At 53.2% G+C, this 521-nt stretch carries 1 protein-coding gene; it reads left to right on the top strand.

The features are described from left to right. A partial coding sequence (locus NR177_RS23760) for an EF-Tu/IF-2/RF-3 family GTPase (protein ID WP_256853801.1) occupies nucleotides 1–521 on the top strand: 521 nt, incomplete at both ends.

Below are 521 nucleotides of genomic sequence, written 5' to 3'. Positions count from 1 at the left end.
CCGGTACGTGCAATCGATATGCCATTCCTGCTGCCAATCGAAGACGTATTCTCAATCTCTGGTCGTGGTACCGTTGTGACCGGTCGTGTAGAGCGCGGCATCGTTAAAGTCGGCGACGAAGTTGAAATCGTGGGTATCAAAGATACAGCGAAATCAACCTGTACCGGCGTTGAAATGTTCCGCAAACTGCTGGACCAGGGTCAGGCAGGCGAAAACTGTGGTGTTCTGCTGCGCGGTATCAAGCGTGAAGACATCCAGCGTGGTCAGGTACTGGCTAAGCCGGGCTCAATCAAGCCACACACCAAGTTTGAGTCAGAAGTCTACGTTCTGTCTAAAGACGAAGGTGGCCGCCATACTCCGTTCTTCAAGGGCTACCGTCCACAGTTCTACTTCCGTACCACAGACGTGACCGGTTCAGTAGAGCTGCCAGAAGGCGTTGAGATGGTCATGCCGGGCGACAACATCAAAATGGTTGTTACCCTGATTCACCCAATCGCAATGGACGAAGGTCTGCGCTTCGC

It is taken from the genome of Pantoea sp. Fr+CA_20 (assembly GCF_024520835.1).
GTDB classification, from domain to species: domain Bacteria; phylum Pseudomonadota; class Gammaproteobacteria; order Enterobacterales; family Enterobacteriaceae; genus Pantoea; species Pantoea allii.
This window is presented reverse-complemented; position numbering and strand designations above follow the sequence as displayed.